Below are 24,428 nucleotides of genomic sequence, written 5' to 3'. Positions count from 1 at the left end.
ACCACACAACCCAACAAGAAGGGAAAAGCATGGATACTAATTTTTTTAGTCATGAGCAAACCACTAGCGCAATTAATAAATTTTTAAATGAATTAGAAAAATATGGTAGTGAGACTAACTTTCAGAAAGATAGAAACAATCTTACAGAATCAATTTTAAAAAACTTCATTGGCAACCCAACATTTTGGCTTGAAAGCTCAACCTATAACACAAAAAATAGCGGGGGCTATCTTTTGGAAGCCTTGGGCGACCGCCCCATCAATGATGAGAATATCAACCTAGTGTTTTCCATATGTTACGAATTTATTCTTGAAGCTTATATTTTATCAAATCAAATAGAAGAAACTTTCAGTCTATCAAAGAGAGTTAAAGACTTTGGAATATATAGACACAGTGAATTTGACGAAAAAAGCAAAATACTTATAGACTTCACCCTTAGGGAAATGCCTATAAGGATGCTGAAAACCTTCATTAACAGCAACGAGATTCAACCCTATAAAAACATAACAACCAATCTAAAGGACGCAAAAGAATTTAATAATAGCTGGCAGAGTGACTTTAACTCAAAAAAAGATGCGGTAGATAGAATTAAAGGTGAGCTAGACAAATATTACACCAGTGCCAATTTCACATTACTACACGAAGGATTTAACAATCTTAGCAATAAAAAAAATAGAGATATATTCTGGACCAGAACCTTGCTGTTTATACTATCACTACTAATTCTCACACCTCTTATTTACGAGATTTACTATACTCATACTTCAGCCGAGCCCATTAACTTAACAGCAGCATTACCATCTTTAATTCCAGTTATGTCGATCACAATAATATTTATTTATTTTTTCAGGGTGGCCTTATCAAACTACAATTCACTGCGCGCACAAATCATACAACTTGAATTAAGAAAGAGTTTAATCCAATTCATTCAGGACTATCCCAAACATGCAAAAGAAATTAGCAACGGAAACCCTGACACATTAAAGAAATTTGAAGACATTATCTTTTCAAATATTATGACTAGCGATGACAGAATACCACCAACCTTTGATGGAGTAGAACAAATAGCGAACCTCATCAAAACCATAAAAGCATCCTAATCAAATGCAAAAGCATTCATTTAAATAAAAATGAATGCTCAACCCCTTAGCTATGAAAATTTATATAACCAACCACTCTGGCCTCAATGAATTCTCTATCATAAACCGAGATACCCAATAATCTACGTGATGGATAATCCACAAAATTACTATTCCTAGTCGGTGCATCCTTCAGCCCGAGCTGATGCACACGGGCGATACGCTGCACTTTCCCGGTAAATTCCACAACCGCAGCGCTGTCGTTGCCGCTCGCTTTCATATAGCGGTTGGTACGCAGTTTCACGAACATCTCGCGCTTAATCCGGCCTTTCTTTGCCCTGACGGGCTGGCGCTTACGCGGGGCAAAGGGCGAACCGTCCGGCGCTTTCTGCGATTTAATGCGCTGCTGTTGCCGCTGGCGCAGTTTCTTCGCAATGTCGGCGGTCATCCGACGCCGCCCGGCAGGGGAAAGCGCCGCTATCAACCCGGCGAGCTTGTCCTCAAAGGGTTTGAAGTCATTCATCCCATTTACTCACCCGTTCGCCATTACTCCACATCTCGACAGGCCGCGTCACCGGCCCCGGCGGTGGCGGCTCCGGGATGTTCTCAACATGCAGCGCGCCGTCGGCCTCTTTGACCAGCGTGCGCTCGGTCAGCAACAGGCTGATGCTGACATCGAGGCTGCTGTCATTATTGATATCGGCATACCAGACAAAGCCCTTTTTTCTCCCTTCCTCGGTTGTCATGATGTCCGGCTGATTGACGCGCAGCCAGGCCATAACCGGCACAAACAGCAGGTCAATATCGTCGGTAAAATCCGTGACCACGACGTTGAGCGTGTACCGCTTTTCAAATGACAGTGAGCGCGCCAGCGTCGCCGTGTTGTTCCCGTTATCGATAAAGATGCGCAGCATATCGGGGTTGGTACGCAGTGCCGGCACCGCATCAGTTAAGGCTTTTCGCAGACTGTTGGGCTTTTGCATCGGTTTCATCCTGGCATTGTTTAACCGTATCGACCTGGATTGCGCAGCTTTTCAGGGCGTTTTCGAGCTGGCGTATATCCGCACTCAGGTCGCCATTACTCAGCGGGTCGCTGCCAGGCATCGGGCAGGGGCTGACCTTCGGGCAGGCGTTGTAAACAATCACCGGCGGCGGCGTTGGTGCAGGCGGCGCGCTGGTGCAACCGGCGCACAGCATCAGGTAAATCAGCGCGATACCAGCGGCGAAACACGTCATTTTCATTGAGTAACCTCGTGATAGTTTGTTCACGCCTGAAAGCCAGCAGGTTAGCCGCCGTGAGCTTATCCCTCATGGCGACCTGCGCCCGCTCTTTGCGCTGCGACTGCTCTGCGGCAACGTTGAGCTGATTTTTCAGCATGGTGATTGTCGTTTTGTGTTCACTGGCGACCCGGTTCGCACGCTCAAATGAGGTGCGCAGATTGCTGTTATCGTGGCGCATCCACAACAGACCCGCACAGGCCAGCGCCAGCAGGATAATAACTATTTTCATGCGGATACCCCTCCGGCCCTGCGCCACACGGCGACCAGTTTGTCGAGGCTGTGCTCACGCTGACCATACCCCGCGCCCGGCAATGATGCCCAGATGTTGCGACAGCGGGAAATGGCGCGTTCAATGCGCCCCTGTTGCAGGTCTTCCAGCGCGCCGCGCTCACGAATCAGCTGAATAGCGAGCCTGTCCTGTGATGCCGGGCTGAAATCCGGCAAAGCAAGCTGCTTTTTATAATGCGGCCAGAACAGGTAAAGCTGCTGGTAACGCCCGGATGCCGTGGATTTTTCCCCGCGACGATTAAAGACCTTCGCCGGGCGCCCACCGGCAAATGGATGTTCACGATAATCGGTAAAAATCTCTGGCCTGCCATCGAAGCCGGTGACAATGACATCGTACCCATTGTTTCTGGTCAGCGGGTGCGTCGCCGTCCCCTCTGAAAACGCCAGCGTGTCGAGGAATGCCGCGACGTTGGGGTGTGTCTTAATGACCGCCATCGCTTTCCCCTTTTTTAATCCTGCGCTGGATCGCAATCTCCACCGCCTGATAACCGGCGATACCCAGCATGGAGCCAAATCCGCACACGGCGGCGGGCGGCAGGTCGGGAAACTGCACCAGGGCCACCCCGGCCACCATTGAGACAAAGCCGCCCAGCAACATGCGACCAATAAAAAGCCGGGCGGTGATGGGCTCGCCACCGGCCAGCACTTTACCGACGACAATCAGCACGCCGATAACAAAGAGGGACAGGACGCTTTTTTCACCTTCCGTCATGTGTTTACTCCCAGAGATTAATTGTTTCAGTTACGGGGGATGACTGGACGTCGGGCAATTCGACCACCGTGCCATGTGGCAGCACAGCGCCGAGTTCGGCCAGCCCCGGATTGGCGGCCAACACCGACTCGAAGACCCCCTCAGTACGCCCGTAATAGCGGGCGCAAATCATGTCGAGCGTGTCGCCCTGTTGCGCGATGGCCTGCATCAGATTTGGCTCACGATGCAGCGGGGTTTGTCCTGGACGCGTGATACGGCCCAGCGCATGTCCCGCCACAGCTCGTCGACCGTGGTGTCGATACTGTCTGCCTTTTTATCGCCTCTGGCGCTGGCATCCACGCCGCGATAACGCTCGTAGAGCGTGGCGGTCGCCATCGAAGTTATGGCGCGCAGGTAATAGAAAATGCGCACGCTCTCGCCGTCGAGGTCGTCAGCCGGTACGTCGGCCAGCTTGCTAAAACCCCAGGCAATCTGCTGTTCCCGCCACAAAAACAGCTCGGCATTGGTTTCGGCGATGCCGGTTTTGATGGCCTCACGCAGCCGGGCCGGGGCAACAGTCTGCTCAAGACGCATCCCTTCACGCACGCGTTTCGGGTCGATGTCAGGAAAGAAAAAGGTATTTTTAACCACCGGCTCATCGCTGGCAGGCGGCGGGATAACCACCATGCCCCCCAACTGCGGCTCATCGTTCTTTTTAATAATCAGCGTCGTCATGACTACCTCTGAATAGGTGGGCGGTGGACGCCGGTCTCAGGTCGGGTAAAACACCCTCATCGACCGGCGTGCCGCCCTGGCGCGGGGCGCATTCTGTTAACCGGGATTCTTTTTCGGTCGGCCACGTTTAGCCGGTGCCGTGGTTTTCACGGCGCGAGGCGCTCTTACCGGGGCTTTAACGACCGTTGCCGGTTTGGGCTTCAGCTCACGCTCAAGCCGTTCAATGTCTTTTTTAACGCCTGCCTGACAATCGAGCTGCATCGCGCGTTTGAGGTGAGCCAGCGCGTCGGCGGGCTGTTTGTTATCCCGCAACACCTGGCCGGCGATTTTGTGCAGTTTTGCGCGCACTTCGTCCGGCATATCGGCGGCGGCGGTCAACGCCAGCGTGTCGAGCAACTGGCTGATGACGACAGGTTCACCGGCGGCATGGGCGCGCATAGCGGCGAGCGCCACCTCTTCGGTAAACATGTACTGCGGCGGGCGGCGGTGTTTGCCAGGCATGGTCAGACCGTACTTAAACGCGTAGCGGGCAATATCCATCGCGCCGCCGATATCGCCGACATCAAGACGCCATAGCATGACGGTCATCACGATGTCATCCTGCGCGCCTTTGCCCTGTTCCAGCACGCCACTGATCCACGGCAGATAGAACGGTAGCAACTCGCGCTTTTTCCTGGCTTTCAGCTCTTTACCAAAGATGGCTTTTAACGTGCGTTGGTCTGCGGCCAGCTTAACCAGCATCTGCTCGTAGGCAGTGGCATGCCGCAGCGGGTTATTTTCCCGCTGCGCGGTTTCAATGGCCGAGACCCGCATCATGTGACGCTGTGCGGGGCTCGTCATCGGTTAGCCCTCCGGTTGCGCAGCAGAGAAATCGCCCAGCTTGATATTTTCGATGAAGCACCCGGCAGCGTAGGTTTCGACCACGTAATCGATGTTCATTGATTCGTAGTTTTCCACCTGGTCGAGTCTCGGGTTTTCGATGATGGAGCGGCGGTGGCTTTCGTCCATGAAATAGATGGACAGGTTATCCAGGCGCGTCACCATAATCGCGTTCGGCGGGAAATACGGCACACGCACGGCAGGCAGGTTGCCGATACGTTTCTGGCTGATGATGATGTCAGCCGCGAGCGCTTCGCTGTTCGGCTGGTCTTTGTTGACGATAGGGAAATATTTGTCGGCCAGCAGTTTACGCCCCACAATCGCGACAAGCTCCGAATCCTCCTGATAAATCTCATCAATCAGGTTGTCGGTGGCATCCATGACCAGCGCATCAAGGTTAACGTAATCGCCGTTTTTACCGACGCGGATAACAGCGGAAACCACTTTCCCTTCCTCGTCGACGATTTTGCTCATCACGCGGGTCGGCGCTTCATTGCGGTATTTCTGCGGCCAGCCCACGGCGACATCCTGCAACATCGGATGGGCTTTGCGGTCAGAGGTTTCGGCACGCTCAACGCCGTTGAACCCGGCCATGATGAAATCAAGCGCCTGTCGCTGGATGATGGCATCGCGAATACGGCGCTGGAAGTCCTGGAAGCGCGCCCACAAATCCAGCTTTTTATATTTGAAATGGAAGTCAAAGTTGACCTGATCGCATTCGTACTTTCTGGACTCCAGCGCGGTAAAGTCGGCGGTTTTACGCTCCTTGCCGCTGTTGGTGTCGGTGGTGCTGGCGATGGTGCCATTGACGCCGACGCCAATTTTTTCCCCCTTCAGCTCATCCACCGGCACGATATTAATTTTCTGCAAAAAGGCCGAGGACATCTGCACGGTGTTCATCATGGTTTGCGTGACGGACGGCTCGACGGAGAATTTTTTACTCACATCGTCCGGGTCAATGCCGTTCAGCTCGGCAACGCGGGACAGATAGCCATTGAATTTAAAACGGGTTTCCTGACGCATAGTCTTTCCTGTTGGGTTAAATCGGGTTGTCTGACCGGGCTGGTCTGTCGCCCGGCGATAAATTCACGACCGTTTAGCAGTCGGTCAGCAGCTCATCGCCACCGCCACCGGTGGAGAGCTTGCGACGTGGCTGCGTGGTGCTTTCGGTGTTATCCAGCGACGTTTTTAACTGGCTGAATGCCTGGCGGGTCTGGTCGGCTTTACTGGTGACGTCCTGTTTCAGTGTCGCAAAGGCATTTTCCAGTTCGGCAAGACGTTGCCCGGTAGCGGTGAGGTTTTCCTGCACATGCTCACTGACGGTCGTCACGGCTTCATGCACATCCTGAAAACGGGCATCATCACTGGCTTGTTTGCGGCTGAAAATCGTCTTCACCTTGTCGCTCAGGGCGGTAAAGACATTTTCCGGCAGGTCTTCGAACTCCAGCTCGGCGAGGGTGGCAACAGAAATCAGGTTGCCCGGTGCGGCTTTGAAGCGGTTAAGGGGGTTGAATTTGGCCCCCCGGCAAAATTCGAGGTATTCAGTGCCGAGGCTGGCCGGGTCATCGGTCACGGCGAGGCCGACCAGGTAGCATTTGCCGCTATTGGCAAAATTCGGCTGGATTTCCATGGAGGTGTAAACCTTCTGCAATTTTTTATTCATTGCGATCAGGTCATCGGTCGGGGTGATTTTAGCGAACAGCGCCAGCTTGCCTTTCAGTACCGAGTCGTCGTCAATTTTTTCAGACTTCAGCTCAACCACATCGCCGTAACGGCTGAACGGACCCTCAGGCAGGATGCCTTTCAGGTGTTCGAGGTTAATGCGGCAACCGTAGACGCGGGGGTCAAAGGTCTCAGCCATTTCCTGAATATCCGTCGCGCTGATAACGCGGCCGTCACAGGTATCGCCTTCGACGCCGATGCGAAACCATTTTGAAACTTTTTTTGCCATTGTCAGGAGTCCTGATGTCGGGTTAACGGGTCGGGGCTAGTTTCCCGACGTCGCCACTCTCCCGCCATCAGTCCCGGATGGCTTATCCCTCACACAACAGCACCTTAGCGATTCACATCCCCCGTTTCTTTAGCCTTGCCCTGTATCAATCACGGCGAGGCATCCATGACCATCACCACCGACACCACTTTGTTAAACGACCCGCGACGCCAGGCGGCCTTGCTGTACTGGCAGGGATTCTCCGTGCCGCAGATTGCCGACATGTTGCAGACCAAACGCCCCACGGTGCAAAGCTGGAAACAGCGCGACCACTGGGAGGACACGGCACCACTGAACCGGGTCGAAAGCACCCTGGAGGCCCGGCTGATTCAGCTTTATGCGAAACCCAGCCTGACGCCCCATGATTTCAAGGTCGCCGATTTTCTGGCCCGGCAGATGGAGCGCTTCGCGCGGATTAACCGCTATGGCCAGACCGGAAACGAGGCTGACCTGAATCCCCGCGTGGCCAACCGCAACAAAGGTGAACGTAAAAAGCCGACAAAGAACTTTTTCAGCGACGAGGCTATCGAAAAACTGGAAGAGATTTTTTTCGCGGAGTCTTTCGAATATCAGCTCCGCTGGCACCGCGCGGGGCTTGAGCACCGCATTCGCGACATCCTGAAATCACGCCAGATTGGGGCGACGTTCTACTTTTCCCGCGAGGCGCTGCTGCACGCGCTGAAAACCGGCCATAACCAGATTTTTCTGTCGGCGAGTAAAACGCAGGCGTATGTATTCCGCGAGTACATCATCCAGTTTGCCCGCCGGGTTGATGTTGAGCTGACCGGCGACCCGATTGTTATCGGCAACAACGGCGCAAAACTGATTTTTCTCGGCACCAACTCAAACACCGCGCAGAGTCATAACGGCGACCTGTATGTCGATGAAATTTTCTGGATCCCCAACTTCCAGAAACTGCGCAAAGTATCGTCGGGCATGGCCTCACAAAGCCACCTGCGTAGCACCTATTTTTCAACACCGTCCACCCTGGCGCACGGCGCTTACCCGTTCTGGTCCGGGGAATTATTTAACCGTGGCCGCGCCCGCGTCAGTGAACGCGTCGACATCGATATCAGTCATGATGCCCTCGCCGCTGGCGTGGCATGTCCTGACGGCCAGTGGCGGCAGATTGTCACCATTGAGGATGCGCTCGCCGGGGGCTGTACGCTGTTTAACCTTGAGCAACTCCGGCAGGAAAACAGCGTCGACGACTTCCGTAACCTGTTTATGTGCGAGTTCGTTGACGACAAGGCGTCGGTGTTCCCGTTCGAGGATTTGCAACGCTGCATGGTCGACAGTCTGGAAGAATGGGAGGACTTTGCGCCGTTCGCCGACAATCCGTTCGGCTCCCGCCCGGTGTGGGTGGGATACGACCCCTCGCACAGCGGCGACAGTGCCGGGTGCGTGGTGCTCGCGCCGCCGGTTGTCGCCGGTGGCAAGTTCCGCATTCTGGAGCGTCACCAGTGGAAAGGGATGGACTTTGCAACGCAGGCCGAATCCATTCGCCAGCTCACCGAAAAATACAACGTCGAGTACATCGGTATCGATGCGACCGGACTCGGTATTGGCGTCTTCCAGCTGGTTCGCTCGTTTTATCCCGCAGCCCGCGATATCCGCTACACGCCGGAAATGAAAACCGCGATGGTGCTGAAGGCAAAAGACGTTATTCGCCGCGGCTGTCTCGAATATGACGTCAGCGCCACCGACATCACCACCTCGTTTATGGCAATCCGCAAAACCATGACCAGCAGCGGGCGCAGTGCCACCTATGAGGCCAGCCGTACCGAGGAGGCCAGTCACGCGGACGTTGCCTGGGCGACCATGCACGCGCTATTAAACGAACCGCTCACCGCTGGCAGCGGCCAGGCAACATCTTCCATTCTGGAGTTCAACTGATGAGTAAATACAAAGGCCGCAAGCCACAGCCCCAAAAGCGCCCGCGCAACATGAAAGACAGCGGGCCCCAAAAAATGGAGGCGTTTACCTTTGGTGAACCGAGCGCCGTGCTCGACCGCCGCGATATTCTGGATTACGTGGAATGCGTCAATAATGGCCGGTGGTTCGAACCACCGGTCAGCTTTAACGGGCTGGCGAAAAGCCTGCGCGCCGCCGTTCATCACAGCTCGCCGATTTACGTTAAGCGCAACATTCTGGCCTCAACGTTTATTCCGCACCCGCTACTGTCACAACAGGACTTTAGCCGCTTCGCGCTTGATTTTCTGGTGTTTGGCAACGCGTTTTTAGAGCTTCGAAAGAGTGTCACCGGTCGCCCTCTGAAGCTGGAAGCGTCACCGGCAAAATACACGCGACGTGGTATTGAAGATGATGTCTATTGGTGGGTGCCGTCATTTGACCAGCCGCACCCGTTCGCGCCGGGAGCCGTATTCCACCTACTGGAGCCAGACATCAACCAGGAGCTGTACGGCATGCCGGAATATCTCAGCGCGCTAAACTCCGCCTGGCTGAATGAAGCGGCGACGCTCTTCCGTCGCAAGTATTACCAGAACGGGGCTCATGCGGGTTACATCATGTATGTGACGGACGCCGCGCAAAGCAGTAGCGATGTTGAGGCGTTGCGCGATGCGATGCGCAGTTCGAAGGGGCTAGGCAACTTCAAAAATCTGTTTTTCTACGCACCGCACGGAAAACCGGACGGCATAAAAATTGTCCCGCTCAGTGAGGTGGCAACGAAAGACGATTTCTTCAATATCAAAAAAGTCAGCGCCGCCGACCTGCTCGACGCTCACCGCATCCCGTTCCAGCTGATGGGCGGCAAGCCGGAAAACGTCGGTTCGCTCGGCGATATCGAGAAGGTGGCAAAGGTGTTTGTCCGTAACGAGCTCATCCCGCTACAAGACCGGATGCGCGAGGTCAACGCGTGGGCCGGTCAGGAGGTGATCCGGTTCAAAAGTTACACCCTCGACACCGAAAGTGACTGATTTCCGCCGCCTCCGGGCGGCTTTTTCTCACCCCCACCCCTGACCGCCTCAGAAGCCCGCCACTCCCTCAAATACCACCGCACCACCCACAGACGCCCTCGCGAACCCGCGCGGCATAGCGACGCGCTCAGGCTGCGAAAATAAATGCGCAAACGTACGCTGGCGCGCAGTGCTTTCCCCGCCTCGCCTGCCCGCTTCGTGGGTCGGATTTAATGCAGTTGCATTCATCGCCCACGCCGTATAAACACCAGAGTCGAGCGACAAAACCTGATTTAAAAAATGAATGCAAATTCATGCATCAAGCAAATGCATGACCTATTTAGAATTTAATGGTATTCAACAACACGCGAAATGCCACACACTTTGTTGAGATAGCAGAAACCTTACCTTTATCTTGTTTTCTGGTCTGAGTTTCAAAGTCATCACCGGTTATGATATCAAAAAGCTCATTGTGGAAACCCCTTAACTTTAACTCAATTTCTTTTCTTTTTAACCTGGACACCTGTGCAACATATATAGTTATAGTCGAATTTATTATATTCAAACTCGCTTTAATTCTCATTTCCTCTTCTAAAAGAGATTTAGCTGATTTTTTTGAATAACCTTTCAACCAATAACTTATTGCATCTGTACGTAATTCGTTAACTACATCTGAAATGCTCTCAAGCAGTTTGGTCTTAGCCTCTCTCTTGATAACAGAGTGCCAATGTATTTTATTATAAATAAATGCAGCAGTAGCAGCGCACGTTGTGCTTATCAAGGCAGTGATAAGCGAAGATGATACAAGAGGAGCCTTAGGCGGGTTTTGTATTGCATCAACAATATTCGAACTGGCAACTTCAATTATTGCACCAATATCTTTCACCGGATGATTGGAACTCAATACTTCAGAATCATCCGTCTTAACAATCAGTAAATTAGGTGAAAACTTGCTAGAGTTTTCACCTAAAATAAATATCGTATTATTCGGCAGTTGGCTCATATGGTTTTGAATTAAACTGTGCCTCTTTGATATATTGTTCTATTTTCTTTTTATAGAACTCGAAGTCAGGGTTGGTATATTTAATTTCAATTTTAGCAAGTAACTCATTTGCTTGCATGTATCCATATTTCACCATGCCCGCAAAGCCTTCCACTAAAAAAGACGAACCATATCCTTCGACATCATCATCGATGACTATCTGTAGTTTTTCCCCGGAGTGCAGCGAATTAAGACGATTCCGTAAAAAATCCTCTCTGAAACGCTCGCCACTTGCCGTCCCGTCGCTACGGTATCGGCCTCTAGGGACCTTTGAGAACTCTGAACCAATCTTCAATGTTTTCATGAGGCTAGCAACCAATTTAACAATCATAGCTTTGTACTCCATACTATCAGTGTACCACAAACAGGTAGAGTGAAGCTTACTGATTTTACCTCAGTTTTGTTATTGTGCTGTGAATATTTGTAAAGTCCTTTACCACTCATAATGGAAAGATAGCCTTCGCCTCTTTGCTTGATGAATTCCAACAAATCCTGCAGGCCTTTACCTCTATCTATCTCACCAGTACTTGAACGTTTAATTTCAACAGCCGCTTTTAATAATTGCTCATCTCTTTTACGCTCTGCCAGAGGTAACTTAGAAAGATAGCTCAATACTTTTTCATGGATTTTAGATTCAGGTAGTGAACCAGGAATGGTTATCCCCTGATCGTAAAAGACTACCTTTATAATTCTATTCTCACCATCATATGAAGCTGTCAAATACCATTTTTTATCATCTTCATGATATCCTTTATTGTCAGGATATGCATGATGAACAACATTTGTGATAGCTTCAGATAATCCACTATACAGAAAAGTCCATTTCCCTAAGTCCTCCCCAACGATACGTTTTATTTCTCTTTTCAAATGTTGAGTTTTTTCATCGTCATGCAAGTGGCCTTTCATATACTTTACAAAACTAATATTGCTTGGTTCTTTTTCTTTTTCAAGCTCGAAACTATCTTTATTATTAAATAAATCAAAAAAACCTAACTCATCGAATTGAGAAAGTATGTTTTTATCCCAAGATTTAACTTTCGGTCGCAAACGCTTCCTTACAGAGTCATCCCATTTTGATAACTCCGCCGTTAATACCAAAGCAGCAGAAGCAGAGATGTATCTTATCTTTGAAAAATCAACAAAACAAAGTCGGTAACATTGATTATTAAACATCCTACGCCCTGTAAGGTGTCTTATCGTTTGTATCGCCTGCATTGTTCTATGATAATTGTTTGAAAAATTCATTACTGTTGGTAATGTAAGAAAAAGATCTCTATTTCTCTTGATTTCACAATCCAATCCACTTTTGATTTGGGCAGTGATCCAACGATTAATTTTAGATGCTTTTGAAATAGGGGTAATTTTGGCGCGACCAGCCTCCAAGATATCTCTTCCTGTGCGATGTAAATAAGCACGTAAGATATCCCTCTCTCTCTCTCTTTTGGTTATTTTTTTCATTTCGCCCCCTCAGGAAATCGTCGCATTTAACAACGTTTTCGCACCTTTTTCAATTGGTTGTATCAAATTTTGTAGATAGTACGGAACTAAACTTTTTTCGCTATAGCTCGCACTATTACGCTCCCAAGAACTCCAAGTCAAGTTGGATAATTTATTGTTTATCCTTAAAAATTTATTTGCTCCCCCATAAACCAAGTTCTGAAGTGCCCAAGACTGCCTAGTATAGCTACTAGTTGCATCAGTTTGTAACGAATGAGCGCAGCAGCTAGTGTTCTGCTTTGTTCATCTGGATCGAAGGCGCATCAAAATACGAGTTCAACTTATGATTTTCCTATATCTTTAATCCTCAGAAAAGACAACCCCATGCTATAAAACATAGGGTCTAGGCTTGCACACTTTTCAGGAACTAACGCCAGTTCTCGTCTTCCCACACTTCCTGAAGGATACCGTCCAACGCTTCTCGGTCTGACTCCTGGTCGAACCCAACCAGCTCTACTCCTGTCATTGACCCTTTTTTTACCGTCACTCTCGTTGATGGGAAAATTGATTGTACGCGTCGAGTCAACTCGCACTGAAAAGCATCGACAACCTGCTGCCCAATTTTTTGGTCTTTATCCAACGTGATGTTAACCCTCACTTCATCGCTTTTTTTTAATCTTTGTTCAACAGGAGTGGGAGCGAAAACAACTGAAAAAGATTTGTTTTTCATCAAGTTCCCTCTCGCAATTTCCGCAATTAAATTCAAAGCAATTTCACGATCTCTTTCCTGACAAACACCCTCTGTCGTCAGACGCGCAATCATCTCGACCCGTTCAATCATGACTTGCTCGTTTAACTCTCTATCCACACAACCTCCAATACGAAATACTGTATAAATAAACAGTATCACGTGTCGGTAAAAAGATGAAAGAAAAACTTACGCCACAGAATGACGTATGTGCATGATATGGATATGAATTAGTTACAGTCTCAACTTAGTAACAGACGCTAACCCCGCGACTCGATTTAGGATTTGTCTGGCCTGCGCCTGGTGCGACGGTGCTGCCGGGAAAATATCACCGGTTGCTGAACCACGGCACCATTTGCCGTTTATGCAACTTTTGCCACCAGTCATCAGGTGCAGGGCCTCCCCCCGGCTGATGGTTTCGCCGGTCGTGAGCTGAATCTCGTCTATTGTCCTGTCAATGGCTGCGCTTTGTTTATCCGTTCCGTGGACAAAATCACGCCGGGTGGCCCGTTTTTTGTCCCTGAGTCTGGTCGTTAGCTTCCGCTTTTCACTTCGACTCAACGGTTTGGATAAATCCAGCTCCGGCGGATCGCTTTCGCTTCCCGTACAGTTATTGACAGAACTCCGAGAGGGCGCAGGAGCGCCCTTAACGTCAACGGCCAAATCAACGGCACGCTTCGGCACAATTTTCCACTGCGTTAGCCGGGTTAAAATCGGGGTGTCAGCGCCGACAGCGGAATCGTACACGCCACGAATGCAGACAGTTTCCTCGCCATACTGGTTAAACTCGGCCCGCGGTTCATATAGCGTGCGCACCTGTAAATCATCGCGACGGACAAACGGGCCTCCCTGCGCATTAACGTAACCAGCCCAGTCACCGGCGTCAGCGGCATCATGAACTGCGGCAAACTCAACGCTTAAACCGTGCGCGGTCTCGGTATCAGCGAGACGACGTAACTCACGATATACCGTCACCGGCGCGCCACCGATAAACTGAAATTGACGAATGTGCCAGCGCGCCGCCCATGCTGCTACGGCAGGAGCTGTATCTTTCAGCAGCTCACCGCTTTCGTCATCGGTTTCACCATCAAGAGCATAGCCGTCGATATTTTTTGAAATGTATTTAGCAACATAGCCGGTTGCGCTGCCCTTTTCCGGGTCAATGGCCTCAGCATGAAAGCGCGCTTTTTTTGCTTTATCGCTTCTCAGTTCGTGGCGGTCTTCCTCCCACGCATAATCACGGATGATAAGGCGCACGCGCTCGACGTCTTCCGGCAACATGAACATAAGCATGTGCCAGTGCGGCGTTCCGTCGTGATGAGGCTCGGCAACACGTATGCCGAAAATGCGGATTTCTTCCCGATGCAGCTTGGCGCGAATGCGCGCCCAAATGCCGGTTAGATAGTTCTGCGTGTTCGACGGGCTGGCTCCGTTCCATTTGCTGTTACGGTATCCCGCTTTAGTAGTTGCGTGATATTTAGACGGTGCAGTCAGGGTGTAAAACTCCCCGACATAACCGAGCTCATTACAGATATTTTCAAACCCACGAATGCGAGTCATCAGCTCACACCGGCGTATTGCTGGGTTAGCGACTGAGCCGTCATATTTTTCTATCAGGCTGATGCGGTTGCCGTCTTCGTCTTCGAGATCCAGTCCCTTGAGAAATTCGCGCGTGCGGCGCTTCTGCTCGCGCCAGTCAGTCACGCAGTTTTTACTCGCGTAGGCGTGTCGTTTCTTGCTGACGTTGCCAACTGCAATTTGTAGATGTTCGCACCATGCCGACGCGACACGACGCAGACGACTACGCCACCATGACTCAGTAAACATACGGATTGCTGCGGGGGCGATATCATCTTTGTTGAAGTATTTATTTGTCACGCGATCCCAATGAGGAGGGGTGACATTGAATTGCAGAGAAATAAAACCAGCATGCATGTACCAGGTGTATAGCGTTTTGAGCTCACCAAAACCTGAATCATCAATATTTGCCAGCTCAGAACGAATGAAATTAGCAATGTCACCGGCCAGCAGGTCAATATCGGCACGCGACATATCCGGGAGGCGGTTATATCTGGCGACCATATTGACCATACGTGACGCCAGATATTGCATAAGCTGGGTATCAAAATGACCACCAAAAACAGTGACTGATACATTGCTGTTGATACCCGCGCCCTCGTATTTTTTTGCGACCAGTTCAAGACGTGGCAATGCCTTTTTACAGAAGCTGATTAAAAAGGCATTCGCTCGTTGACTGCCCTGATTTTGCTCCAGTACTGCAGCAGTGCGATAAACATCAAAACGCACGCACTCAGGCTGGAGAGAAAGCACCTTTCTCGCATGCAGCAAAGCCGCGAACATACGATCGCGGCGATGCTGTTGGTCATAGGTAAGATATGGGCTGGCTATTGCCGACCGTGGAGCATTCCACGGAAAAGCGAATTGAACAGCCAATTCATACCCCCCGATAGTGTTTTAATTTAAGCTCGGCAATTTGCTGGCAGGTCACGCAAAAGGTCACGCCCGGAATCGCAATACGGCGAGCTTCCGGGATTGGTGCGTCACATTCCTCACAGAGAAAGCGGGAAGGTGCAGCGATACGGCTGCGCGCGTTGTTGATGTGGCGTTCGCGGTCTTCTTGCTCGCGCAGTTGTGCTAAATCCATTGCGTCGGCCATTAGTGGATCTCCATAGCCTGATGGCGGTAAATTTCGCTTTCCTGCAACAACAGCTCCAGCGCCTCGTTAATGTCGAGTTGGTTGGTTTTAATGTGGTTAGCGAGGTTAACCATACGGCTTGCCATAACTTCCGCGCGCGCGGCGCTCTTGCATCCGCGCGTCCGTCAGCAACTGGTTAAGACCAGACTTATCTACTGTGGTTTTAGTGGTACGAGTTGCGGTATTACACATAATTGACTCTCCTGATTTCGGGCAATAAGAAGCCCGGCGGGTTTACGCCATTAATTACGAGTTTATTTAATTAGCTAAAAAGCATTCATGGATGGAAATATGCCGTGGTAAAATCCCACCCCAGCGGGAAATTTTATTCATTGACGCAATAATTAGCTTGCGGCGATCCATGTCAAAATATTCATATGGCTTACCGACTTCATCAGAGCGAAACACGCCCGGGCTATTTCGGTTAGCAAGCGTTAAAACCACAAATTTAAAATCTTCATCAAGCTTATTGAAATTACGCAGGGCCTTATTTTCTGTTGCTTTCATTTTTTGATGAAACCGTGCAAAACACTCTTCGCCGGTCATGGTCTTCGGTTGCTCAGTAGAACAATCTACATTGCTAAAAAGCTTGCTCGCCTGGGTGTCATGAGCTGAAATTCTTTCGTTCATTTTGCCCCCATTAATGCATTTAAAAGCCGCTTAACCGCAGAGACTTTTTTTTCTGTTAAGCCGTTCAACAATTCGGACTGAGAGCTGCAAGGGTGCCAGCGCTGGCCGTCGCTATCCATTATCCAGCCGTGCCCGTAGTGCATAGATGGGCTACGTTTTTTGAGCAGAGAGGCGAATGACGGTTCGTTAGTCAACATAAGCACCTCAAATCAAACCGAATGACGCGCCGATGCCGCTGACGGTATCGACGACACTCGTCATTGCCGGGTTAGCCTGGAGCCGGGCCTGCAACGCCATTGCCGACAGGGACAGCATGCGGATACCCGCATTTACGCTCGCAATCATGTTTTGCTTACTGGCCGGGGTAAGACGGTCTCCTGAAACGGCACCGCTCGCCAGCTCGCCGAGTTCACTCATGGCGCGCATGACGTAGGATTGCAGTTTCTCTTTTGCCAGCTCGTTGACCGGCACGCATGGCAAACAATGGATCTGCGCCAGAAAACCATCGACGAGGGTCGAATCTTCGGTCAGGTCTGTCAGCGTCCAGATTTCGCGCGGCGTTAACTGGTGCGGCTGTTCCGGGTTTAGTTTGTTGTAAAGCGTATGCGGCTTGATACCGGCTTTATCCGCCAGTTCTTTCACGTTATGCGTGGCCGCGAATTTTCTGCATGCATCATCAAAGTGTGCATGTGACGAAATGCGAAAATCTAACATGCTGCATCCTTACAGTTCACATAAAGTGAATTAATCGCCGATGACGAGTTGAAAACGGGAATGCCCCAATGCCTTACGCATTTGATCCTCTTTCCAGCGTGCATAGTAGATACGAATCTGACCGCCAGCACGTTTACAGCCCTTACGGATAACGCGAGGTTCGATAGGTAAACGCGGATTATCTCCGGTAGTCCAGCGGCGCGCGGTGCGGTATGACACCCCCTCAAGTTCTGCAAACTGTTGCAGGGTAACGATGGGTGCAAGCACTTTGATGATTGCGATTTCAGAAGCCATGTTGCATGATTCCCTATTTGCCAAAGATTGCAATTAAAGGGCCATCGTTTGCCAACATAGGGCCATCAATTGCGTAGGTTTAGCCAAAATATACTTCCCAATTGAGAAGTAGTAAATAGGTTTTATCGATATGAGAATAGATTCTTTAGGATGGAGCAACGTTGATGTACTGGATCGCATCTGCGAGGCTTACGGATTTTCACAGAAAACTCAGCTCGCTAACCATTTCGATATTGCATCGAGCTCCCTCTCTAACAGATATACCCGAGGCGCTATTTCGTATGACTTTGCGGCACACTGCGCTCTTGAAACAGGGGCCAATCTGCAGTGGTTACTTACTGGAAAAGGGCAACCGTTCACATCTTCTGCGTCAGCCGAGGACACAATGAGCATTGAGTCATTCACATTAAGTGAAGAAATTCTCAAAAGTGATGGTTCTATTACAGTCGACGCTCATTTTTTCACAAAGCCGCTTACAGATGCGATGGCTATAAGAACGGAAGGAAAACTCCATTTCATTGATAAGCAGGCATCACTCTCTGACGGCCTTTGGCTGGTCGACATAGAGGGTGGAATTAGTATTCGAGAGCTAACAAAACTCCCGGGTAGAAAATTGCACGTTACTGGTGGAAAGGTTCCTTTTGAGTGCGGTATTGATGACATAAAGACGCTGGGTAGAGTAGTAGGTGTGTACAGTGAGGTTAATTGGTGACTGTCCGTAAAAACCCCGCTGGAGGTTGGATTTGCGAGCTTTATCCTAACGGGGCAAAAGGCAAACGTATCAGAAAAAAATTCGCCACCAAAGGTGAGGCGCTGGCCTTTGAACAATACACCTTACAAAATCCGTGGCAGGAGGAAAAGGAAGACAGGCGAACGCTAAAAGAATTGGTCGACGCATGGTATAGCGCTCATGGTATTACCTTGAGAGACGGACTAAAACGCCAGCTAGCTATGTACCATGCCTTTGAGTGTATGGGCGAACCACTCGCATGCGATTTCGATGCGCAGATGTTTTCCCGCTACCGGGAAAAACGGTTAAAAGGTGAGTATGCCCGTTCAAACAGAGTGAAAGAAGTATCGCCTCGCACGCTTAATCTTGAGCTGGCCTACTTCCGGGCAGTGTTCAATGAGCTAAACCGCCTCGGAGAATGGAAGGGGGAAAACCCACTGAAAAATATGCGCCCATTCCGCACGGAAGAAATGGAAATGGCTTGGCTAACTCACGACCAGATTTCGCTACTGCTTGGCGAGTGCAAACGGCATGACCACCATGATTTAGAAACCGTGGTAAGAATCTGTCTCGCCACTGGTGCTCGATGGTCAGAGGCTGAGAGTCTGAAAAAAAGCCAGCTCGCGAAATACAAAATCACTTACACCAACACAAAAGGCAGAAAAAACCGCACAGTTCCCATCAGCAAAGAGCTTTATGACTCCCTACCTGATGACAGAAAAGGTCGACTGTTTAGTGATTGTTATGGCGCATTCCGGTCTGCGCTGGAAAGGACAGGAATCGAACTACCTGCAGGGCAACTTACCCATGTATTACGTCACACCTTCGCTAGCCATTTTATGATGAATGGAGGGAATATATTGGTGCTACAGCGTGTGCTTGGCCATACAGATATAAAAATGACGATGCGGTACGCGCATTTCGCTCCGGATCACCTTGAAGATGCGGTAAAACTAAACCCATTATCAAATCTTAAATAATCACAAGGAAAAATCATGAAACTCAAAAGACTACAAACTTTGGATTTTATACAACGCTTCAGTAGACAATTAGAAACTGATTTTGAAAAAAACCTATTTAATTCATGTCTTCGGAATTACGCCTCGCATGGAAACCCATTAAGATTTCATAACTTCGCTTTTGTATTTAGAGAACTAATGAACCATATCATCGCTCGAAAGGCTCCATTGACAAAAGTAATGGAGGCACCATGGTATAAGAAGATCAGCGAAGTTAGAGATGTAACAAGAAAACAGCAGCTTAAGTATTGCGCACAATACAAATTGTCTGATGAATATTTGGGGGAAGAATTTTTAGAAATCCTAGATGAATCGTTAAAAGAGATGGAAGCAGGATATGTTTACCTAAACAAACATACCCATATAACGGAAAAGTACTTAACCCCCTCCCCTGTAGATTTTTTTAACACTGCAAGATATATAATTCAGACAGCAACACAAATTTTAGAGGCTATTGAAGATTGCAAAGATGAAATAATCTCTATTCTTAAAGACAAAATACATGATGCAGTTGACGATATGGCTACTAGTAGTCTTCCAGATGAATTGTCAATCATTGCAAATCATTCAAACATTGAATATGCAAGCGTAGAGGATTTTGAAATAGAATCCTTTGATGATGAGTTCATCAACATTCATGCCTCAGGGACTGTCAGTGTTACGCAAGAGTATGGCCCAAGTAATGACGCCCTAGTTCTTGACGAAGAGTATCCTTTCTCTGTACGAATGCGATCTCGTCTAGATTCACCAGAAACGCTTGAGATTCTTTCTAAAGACCTAGAGGTAGATACTTCGTCATGGTACGGGGAAGAAGAAGAAAATGATGATCATGAAATTACGGGTCAAAGCCAACGCCAAGCAATTTCCCCATTGCATAACTTTTATGGACTTGACGAAAATACCCCTTTTTAAAATGAGTTGGATAAGTGGCGATAAAGTGGCGGTAGGGATGGCTCAAATTGGCCCTTGATTGGTCATTAGTGGCCCATTATCCATATGATTTATAAAGCAACATATTGTTTTTCGGTTGTTTTGACAGGAACTCATAATCGCTTGGTCGTTGGTTCAAACCCAACAGGGGCCACCAGATATCAAGGGCTTACGTGCAAACGTAGGCCCTTTTCCTTTTCAGCCTTCCCTGAAGAGAACAGCGATCGGCAAACCACCGGCTTAACCTGGACCTGCGCTTATGCCGGCAGGCGCCGAAGACGCCCGCCGGGTATACCGCACTATTTCAGCCCAACGCTCAGGAGGTCGGTAATGCCATCATGTGGTACTTATTGCCATTGAAGTTAAAGAAACCGACGTCTTCGAACTGGTTTCGGGTATGAAACGCATACGAGCGCGGGTTCAGTACATTGACGAAAGTAACGATGACGGGATAACGCGGGGCGAACACCTTGCGCTGATACTCAAGCAGCAACTCGCCCACACCCTGACCACGATACTCTTCTGCGACGCAGATGGGGCCATACTGATATGAGCTAGCCGCATCCAGTTTTTTCCCCTGGTAGCGATATTCGTTGAGAATACTTGCCATGTATTTAAACATGGGCCAGGGGCTGAGAAATTGCCACGATCCGCCGAGCAGCAGGCCAATGACCTTGTCGCATGAACGATCAACAGCGATCACCACACCACTTTCGGCTGAACTCAGTTCACTTAATTGCTGCTCCGTCATATCGGTGGTGACAAATCCATTCGCCCGCTGCTCGCCTGCAAGATTTTTTGCATGATAGCGCTCCAGCAGTTGTTTCACCTCAGGGATGTCTGCATCTTGCGCCAGACGAATGACGATATTTTCATTGACCATTGCCATTTCATACTCCTGTAAAATATTTTACTGAAAGCGTCACCATCATCGCACCTACGGTGACAAACAGAACTTTGCGAATGATTTCACCATTGGTTTTAATGGCATGCAGACTGCCAATGTGATTACCTGCCAGGCTGGCAATAATCATCGGAATGCCGATTAAATAAGCCATCTTACCGGCAATCGCAAAAGCAACAAACGCCCCTATATTGGATGCAAAATTAAATATTTTGCTGGTTGCGGACGCTTGCAGCAGTCCAAACTTATTAATAACCGTTAATGCAATGATGAAAAGGCTACCGGTCCCAGGGCCAAAAAAACCATCATAAAAACCAACGATAAAACACACGACAAAGATTGCCAGGAAGTTAGTCCTGGCGGAGTCGTCTGCGGACTCTTTAATTTTTCCCTTGATCGTTGCTGCGAGTAAACCAACCGGTAATAGCACAACGATGACGATCGATAAGGTCTCCACGGGCAACAGTAATATCACCTTCGCGCCCACATAGGCTCCCGCCAGGGCAGAAATCAATCCCGCAGGGATAACGCGCCATATCACGGACTTATTTTTAACAAAGTTCTTGATGGCAGCGATGGTACCAATGGTACTGACCAGTTTTTCCTGTCCCAGCGCAAGCTGAGGTGGCAGGCCTGTCAGGATGAAGGCTGGAATTAACACCAGACCAGCCCCGCCAGCAATCGCATCAATATAACCCGCGATAAATGATGCAATAACCAGCAGGACCAACCCGAGAACCAGGTAATGAGCAATAACGCTTCCCTCAATGAACATTGAGTGATTAACTAAATCTGACATTTTTCGTACCGTTATATTGTGCGCAGGTGATGAAGACAAACTGAAGAATCGACAAGCTGCGTATCGGTGGGTCTGTTTTTCATAGCAAAAACCCGTAATAACCACCTGTCCGAGCCATCAAAACGAGGTTCAAAAGCATTTCTGGTATGCATTGTCCTTTGGTTTAAAAAAGTCACTGCATCTCCAGGCTCCAGCGGAACATTAAACCACAGGCCATGTTCCAGGGTGATAAATCGCATTTTTTCCAGCGCGGCTTCGGCCTCGAGGGTCATACCTTGAGTGTTATGCCAGTCAAATCGCGAATACCAAACGCCTTTATCTTTAACAATAATCGGTACCCCCTCAATACTGGCTCCCTCTGTAAAGCTGGCTGGTCGCTTAATTTTAAACGAGGGTCTGGCAAGAATAGCGATATCCTTATCAGAAAGCTTATCCAGAATCTGATCCAGTTTTAACAGACTGGTGTGCACGCCCTCCTCCTTCCTGAGGCACAATAACGTCAGGGTATCAGGACAGCCGCCAAGCCTGTTAGAGGGTGTCTCCCCGGTAATGTACAGGTCGGGATTATCAACATGAGGGTAAAAGTCATACTTAGCGCCCTGAGAACTTATTTTCTCTTCCGCCTGGAGCATCGGGCAGACATGCCTTATTAGATGTCCGTCATTTTCCCCCTGATATACCACAGGCCATAAGCCGGCCTGAAAATGTGCAGAAAGATAAGCGCCATGTAACTCTGCGTTTTTTGATTCTACATAATCAGCATAGGAGGGAACGACGGGGGTTTGGGTGATTTCTTGTGCATCAAATTGTGGCAATTTCCATATTACATAACAGTCCTCTTCAAGCCTTTTCCTGAATTCGTCTGTTGGTATGGGAAGCGCGTCTTTGATACGATCTGCGATTGATAGAATAATTCCATTCTTCATAAACATACCCTGTCCTGAAGCTACCAGTATAATAAGATTTGTTTCACTATTTATCTGAATAACGCATTCAGATATTTCCATTTCATTCTAAATAGTGCGGTTAATTTATAACGCAGATTTATTAACCCCTTCAAGATAGCGGATAAAATCCAGACGATCTTTCTACCTTGCGAGCTGATTACAAACCTTTAAATTTTAACTACATAATTTTTACAAAATTTTATCCTGCGGGGCCAAAGCTGAATCAGTTCAGCCAAATACTGTCAATGATTCATTAATAACAAATAGAAATAATATATATCAATATTAGCAATGCTACTGGATACGATGTTTCTCAAGTCAGGTCAGCGATGCGGGCAATTGCGCATTTCCATCCCTGCTACCCTCAGGATCGTTGATGTCGAACGGCCCGACCTGACGGTCGCGTTCATTCGGTCGACCACGAGGGCGTAGCGCAATGCCGGTATACTCATAGACTGGTTAAGTTGTCAGGGATGAAAGACAGCGATTGCCCTGCCACCGTCTTCATTGACATGATAATTGCAGCGCCTGCATTAATGGCTAACTCAAGCAAGAAGCGGGCTTTGCGAATTTTTTAGCGATGCGCATTCTTTTTCCTGCAGGTGGCTAGTCAGCATTAACCTGCAAGCCAAATGTTGGTGAATTGCTTATCCGCAATGAATGTGGCATAACACCGGTCCATAATAGAAAGAGTTTCCTTTTCATATTGTTGGCGCAACATCGAGGATTTGCTGATGCAATTAACGGTTCTGGTTGATAATAATACATTAATTGACAGGTATCTTGTCGGTGAGCCTGGTGTATCCTATCTGATTGAGCATGATGGACAAAAAATCCTTTTCGATACCGGATATTCGGATGTTTTTTTGCAGAATGCGCAAACGTTGAAAATTGATTTAACCACTATCGATAGTATCGTTTTATCTCATGGGCATAACGATCATACCTGGGGCCTCAATCATTTAACCCAACATTATGACCGCCTAAATTTCACGCCTGAGAAAAAGATAAACTTAGTTTGCCATCCAGATGCATTAAACCCAAAGTATTTTGATGCAAAATCTATAGGGATCAACTACAGATTCGATCAAAATGATCTCTTCTTCGACAAAATTTGCAGCATAAAACCTTATCCACTCTCTGAAAACATCATCTTCCTTGGTCAAATACCAAGGGACAATAAATTCGAGATGCTGACACCGGTTGGCCAAACGGTAGATGATAAAGGCGAAATCACTGATGATTACGTTATGGATGATTCTGCGTTGGCAATAAAGACAGAAGATGGACTGGTGGTAGTCACAGGCTGTTCTCACGCGGGAATAGCTAACATTATCGAATATGCAAAACAGGTTACCGGAGAAAATCACATTGTTTCGGTCATTGGTGGGTTCCATCTGCAAAATGCCGATGAAGATCGCCTCACACAGACAGGGGATTACCTTAAAGCATTGTCCCCAGATTCCCTCTATCCATGCCATTGTACCGATCTTGCGGCTAAGATTAGCCTGGCGCGTTTTATCAAAATTAATGAGGTCGGCGTTGGGCTAAAACTACATTTTTCTGCCGCCGGGAAATGAATGAAAAAGAAGGTAGCCGGCACGCAGGAGAGCAAACGGCAGCGGCCGCAGCGACCAGGCTCGTTAAATTTCAGGTC

General features: G+C 48.8%; 31 protein-coding genes, 1 tRNA gene and 1 pseudogene. 8 read left to right on the top strand and 25 right to left on the bottom strand.

The features are described 5' to 3' along the window. Positions 1-29 precede the first annotated feature (29 nt). Positions 30-1,100 carry a hypothetical protein gene (locus CWM58_RS07490; protein ID WP_100680654.1) on the top strand — a complete coding sequence of 357 codons (1,071 nt, stop codon included), beginning with the start codon at positions 30-32 and terminating at the stop codon, positions 1,098-1,100. Positions 1,101-1,146: 46 nt separating this feature from the next. Here CWM58_RS07490 and CWM58_RS07485 read toward each other — a convergent pair whose 3' ends face one another. The 11 genes from CWM58_RS07485 to CWM58_RS07440 all read right to left on the bottom strand — a co-directional run bounded on the left by CWM58_RS07485 (position 1,147) and on the right by CWM58_RS07440 (position 6,904). Beyond that, positions 1,147-1,602, bottom strand: a complete 456-nt coding sequence (locus CWM58_RS07485; RefSeq protein ID WP_100680653.1) for a phage virion morphogenesis protein — start codon at positions 1,600-1,602, stop codon at positions 1,147-1,149. Next, positions 1,595-2,062 carry a phage tail protein gene (locus tag CWM58_RS07480; protein WP_100680652.1) on the bottom strand — a complete coding sequence of 156 codons (468 nt, stop codon included), beginning with the start codon at positions 2,060-2,062 and terminating at the stop codon, positions 1,595-1,597. Before CWM58_RS07480 ends, CWM58_RS07485 begins: the two co-directional genes overlap by 8 nt. Then, positions 2,025-2,276, bottom strand: a complete 252-nt coding sequence (gene lysC, locus CWM58_RS29225) for an Rz1-like lysis system protein LysC (RefSeq protein WP_133122418.1) — start codon at positions 2,274-2,276, stop codon at positions 2,025-2,027. Before lysC ends, CWM58_RS07480 begins: the two co-directional genes overlap by 38 nt. Further along, positions 2,158-2,589, bottom strand: a complete 432-nt coding sequence (gene lysB, locus CWM58_RS07475) for an Rz-like lysis system protein LysB (RefSeq protein ID WP_100680651.1) — start codon at positions 2,587-2,589, stop codon at positions 2,158-2,160. The genes lysC and lysB overlap by 119 nt, the downstream gene beginning before the upstream one ends. Further along, on the bottom strand, positions 2,586-3,083 hold the full coding sequence (locus CWM58_RS07470; protein ID WP_085898483.1) for a glycoside hydrolase family protein: 498 nt from the start codon (positions 3,081-3,083) through the stop codon (positions 2,586-2,588). The genes lysB and CWM58_RS07470 overlap by 4 nt, the downstream gene beginning before the upstream one ends. Then, the gene (locus tag CWM58_RS07465) at positions 3,070-3,360 is read right to left on the bottom strand and encodes a phage holin family protein (RefSeq protein ID WP_004195910.1); all 291 of its coding nucleotides are present in this window, start codon (positions 3,358-3,360) and stop codon (positions 3,070-3,072) included. The genes CWM58_RS07470 and CWM58_RS07465 overlap by 14 nt, the downstream gene beginning before the upstream one ends. A 4-nt stretch (positions 3,361-3,364) precedes the next feature. Then, a complete protein-coding gene (locus tag CWM58_RS07460; protein ID WP_004175163.1) occupies positions 3,365-3,568 on the bottom strand; it encodes a tail protein X in 204 nt (67 codons plus the stop codon). Then, positions 3,568-4,074 (bottom strand): head completion/stabilization protein, encoded by a 507-nt coding sequence (locus CWM58_RS07455; RefSeq protein WP_100680650.1) that lies wholly within the window; start codon positions 4,072-4,074, stop codon positions 3,568-3,570. The genes CWM58_RS07460 and CWM58_RS07455 overlap by 1 nt, the downstream gene beginning before the upstream one ends. Positions 4,075-4,170: 96 nt before the next feature. Then, positions 4,171-4,914, bottom strand: a complete 744-nt coding sequence (locus CWM58_RS07450) for a terminase endonuclease subunit (RefSeq protein WP_100680649.1) — start codon at positions 4,912-4,914, stop codon at positions 4,171-4,173. Between the two features lie 3 nt (positions 4,915-4,917). Beyond that, a complete protein-coding gene (locus CWM58_RS07445; RefSeq protein WP_100680648.1) occupies positions 4,918-5,976 on the bottom strand; it encodes a phage major capsid protein, P2 family in 1,059 nt (352 codons plus the stop codon). 73 nt (positions 5,977-6,049) lie between these two features. Continuing rightward, the gene (locus CWM58_RS07440; protein WP_100680647.1) at positions 6,050-6,904 is read right to left on the bottom strand and encodes a GPO family capsid scaffolding protein; all 855 of its coding nucleotides are present in this window, start codon (positions 6,902-6,904) and stop codon (positions 6,050-6,052) included. 165 nt (positions 6,905-7,069) lie between these two features. On the opposite strand from CWM58_RS07440, the gene CWM58_RS07435 reads away from it, so the two are divergent. Then, complete coding sequence (locus CWM58_RS07435) at positions 7,070-8,839, top strand: terminase ATPase subunit family protein (protein WP_100680646.1); 1,770 nt, start codon at positions 7,070-7,072, stop codon at positions 8,837-8,839. Continuing rightward, positions 8,839-9,882, top strand: coding sequence for a phage portal protein (locus tag CWM58_RS07430; RefSeq protein ID WP_100680645.1), 1,044 nt, complete (start codon positions 8,839-8,841; stop codon positions 9,880-9,882). The genes CWM58_RS07435 and CWM58_RS07430 overlap by 1 nt, the downstream gene beginning before the upstream one ends. Positions 9,883-10,201: 319 nt before the next feature. Here CWM58_RS07430 and CWM58_RS28120 read toward each other — a convergent pair whose 3' ends face one another. From CWM58_RS28120 to CWM58_RS07375, 11 genes and pseudogenes are all read right to left on the bottom strand, one after another. After that, positions 10,202-10,864: a hypothetical protein gene (locus CWM58_RS28120; RefSeq protein ID WP_133122417.1), complete on the bottom strand. Its 663-nt coding sequence runs from the start codon at positions 10,862-10,864 to the stop codon at positions 10,202-10,204. Beyond that, positions 10,845-11,234: an STAS-like domain-containing protein gene (locus CWM58_RS07420; RefSeq protein WP_204274266.1), complete on the bottom strand. Its 390-nt coding sequence runs from the start codon at positions 11,232-11,234 to the stop codon at positions 10,845-10,847. The genes CWM58_RS28120 and CWM58_RS07420 overlap by 20 nt, the downstream gene beginning before the upstream one ends. After that, on the bottom strand, positions 11,231-12,361 hold the full coding sequence (locus CWM58_RS28115) for a hypothetical protein (protein WP_133122416.1): 1,131 nt from the start codon (positions 12,359-12,361) through the stop codon (positions 11,231-11,233). Before CWM58_RS28115 ends, CWM58_RS07420 begins: the two co-directional genes overlap by 4 nt. A 406-nt stretch (positions 12,362-12,767) precedes the next feature. After that, a complete protein-coding gene (locus CWM58_RS07410; RefSeq protein WP_100680642.1) occupies positions 12,768-13,208 on the bottom strand; it encodes a DinI-like family protein in 441 nt (146 codons plus the stop codon). A 114-nt stretch (positions 13,209-13,322) separates the two neighbouring features. Beyond that, positions 13,323-15,395 (bottom strand): replication endonuclease, encoded by a 2,073-nt coding sequence (locus CWM58_RS07405; RefSeq protein ID WP_165785755.1) that lies wholly within the window; start codon positions 15,393-15,395, stop codon positions 13,323-13,325. Positions 15,396-15,543: 148 nt separating this feature from the next. Further along, positions 15,544-15,765, bottom strand: coding sequence for a TraR/DksA family transcriptional regulator (locus tag CWM58_RS07400; RefSeq protein ID WP_064388422.1), 222 nt, complete (start codon positions 15,763-15,765; stop codon positions 15,544-15,546). After that, positions 15,765-15,996: pseudogene (locus CWM58_RS07395) on the bottom strand (DUF2732 family protein). The gene CWM58_RS07400 and the pseudogene CWM58_RS07395 overlap by 1 nt, the downstream one beginning before the upstream one ends. A gap of 66 nt (positions 15,997-16,062) precedes the next feature. Then, the gene (locus tag CWM58_RS07390; protein WP_100680640.1) at positions 16,063-16,350 is read right to left on the bottom strand and encodes a hypothetical protein; all 288 of its coding nucleotides are present in this window, start codon (positions 16,348-16,350) and stop codon (positions 16,063-16,065) included. Between the two features lie 80 nt (positions 16,351-16,430). Then, positions 16,431-16,631, bottom strand: a complete 201-nt coding sequence (locus tag CWM58_RS07385) for a phage filamentation protein Fil family protein (RefSeq protein ID WP_100680639.1) — start codon at positions 16,629-16,631, stop codon at positions 16,431-16,433. Positions 16,632-16,638: 7 nt separating this feature from the next. Beyond that, positions 16,639-17,148: a phage regulatory CII family protein gene (locus CWM58_RS07380; RefSeq protein ID WP_100680638.1), complete on the bottom strand. Its 510-nt coding sequence runs from the start codon at positions 17,146-17,148 to the stop codon at positions 16,639-16,641. Between the two features lie 30 nt (positions 17,149-17,178). Further along, on the bottom strand, positions 17,179-17,442 hold the full coding sequence (locus CWM58_RS07375) for a hypothetical protein (RefSeq protein WP_100680637.1): 264 nt from the start codon (positions 17,440-17,442) through the stop codon (positions 17,179-17,181). A gap of 130 nt (positions 17,443-17,572) precedes the next feature. Between CWM58_RS07375 and CWM58_RS07370 the strand changes: the two genes are divergently transcribed. From CWM58_RS07370 to CWM58_RS28465, 4 genes are all read left to right on the top strand, one after another. Then, the gene (locus CWM58_RS07370) at positions 17,573-18,154 is read left to right on the top strand and encodes a phage repressor protein CI (RefSeq protein WP_100680636.1); all 582 of its coding nucleotides are present in this window, start codon (positions 17,573-17,575) and stop codon (positions 18,152-18,154) included. Beyond that, positions 18,151-19,152 (top strand): tyrosine-type recombinase/integrase, encoded by a 1,002-nt coding sequence (locus CWM58_RS07365; protein ID WP_100680635.1) that lies wholly within the window; start codon positions 18,151-18,153, stop codon positions 19,150-19,152. Before CWM58_RS07370 ends, CWM58_RS07365 begins: the two co-directional genes overlap by 4 nt. A 15-nt stretch (positions 19,153-19,167) precedes the next feature. Further along, positions 19,168-20,103, top strand: coding sequence for a hypothetical protein (locus CWM58_RS07360; RefSeq protein WP_165785741.1), 936 nt, complete (start codon positions 19,168-19,170; stop codon positions 20,101-20,103). Positions 20,104-20,152: 49 nt separating this feature from the next. Continuing rightward, positions 20,153-20,278: transfer RNA gene (locus tag CWM58_RS28465), tRNA-OTHER, on the top strand. Positions 20,279-20,437: 159 nt separating this feature from the next. Here the strand turns inward: CWM58_RS28465 and CWM58_RS07355 are convergent. From CWM58_RS07355 to CWM58_RS28110, 3 genes are read right to left on the bottom strand one after another with little or no spacing between them, the layout of a single operon-like run. Further along, positions 20,438-21,010, bottom strand: a complete 573-nt coding sequence (locus CWM58_RS07355; protein WP_100680634.1) for a GNAT family N-acetyltransferase — start codon at positions 21,008-21,010, stop codon at positions 20,438-20,440. A 1-nt stretch (position 21,011) separates the two neighbouring features. After that, positions 21,012-21,824: a sulfite exporter TauE/SafE family protein gene (locus CWM58_RS07350; RefSeq protein ID WP_227520705.1), complete on the bottom strand. Its 813-nt coding sequence runs from the start codon at positions 21,822-21,824 to the stop codon at positions 21,012-21,014. 11 nt (positions 21,825-21,835) lie between these two features. Beyond that, on the bottom strand, positions 21,836-22,756 hold the full coding sequence (locus CWM58_RS28110; protein WP_133122415.1) for a TauD/TfdA family dioxygenase: 921 nt from the start codon (positions 22,754-22,756) through the stop codon (positions 21,836-21,838). 749 nt (positions 22,757-23,505) lie between these two features. On the opposite strand from CWM58_RS28110, the gene CWM58_RS07340 reads away from it, so the two are divergent. Continuing rightward, the gene (locus tag CWM58_RS07340; RefSeq protein WP_100680632.1) at positions 23,506-24,351 is read left to right on the top strand and encodes an MBL fold metallo-hydrolase; all 846 of its coding nucleotides are present in this window, start codon (positions 23,506-23,508) and stop codon (positions 24,349-24,351) included. Positions 24,352-24,428: the final 77 nt, after the last annotated feature.

The sequence above is a fragment of the Klebsiella sp. H-Nf2 genome, assembly GCF_002806645.1.
GTDB classification, from domain to species: Bacteria; Pseudomonadota; Gammaproteobacteria; order Enterobacterales; family Enterobacteriaceae; genus Klebsiella; species Klebsiella variicola.
The sequence above is the reverse complement of the archived record's forward strand: the minus strand, read 5'-3'. Positions and strand labels throughout refer to the sequence as shown.